Source organism: Xanthobacter autotrophicus ATCC 700552 (genome assembly GCF_043194565.1).
GTDB lineage: Bacteria > Pseudomonadota > Alphaproteobacteria > Rhizobiales > Xanthobacteraceae > Xanthobacter > Xanthobacter autotrophicus_F.
Genome location: NZ_JBAFVS010000125.1, coordinates 1 through 214 on the forward strand (window position 1 = coordinate 1; position 214 = coordinate 214).

Sequence of the window (214 nt, forward strand, 5' to 3'; positions counted from 1 at the left end):
GCGATAGAATTGCGCAAAGGCCTGGTAGGTGCCGACGAGGCCCGTCCCGAGGCAGAGCAGCGGCAGCGACGCATAAAAGATTCCGAGCGCCCCCAGCAGGCCCCCGAGGGTTCCAAGCACGGCGCCCGCCACGAAGCCGATCCTTCGCCCCACGCGGGCCATCCACAGGGATGCCGGGGCGATGCCGATCGCCGTGCCGAGGAACATGGCCGCG

General features: G+C 69.6%; 1 pseudogene. It reads right to left on the bottom strand.

From position 1 onward, the window contains the following. Nucleotides 1-214, bottom strand: a pseudogene (locus V5F48_RS25205) (MFS transporter); the annotation flags it as partial.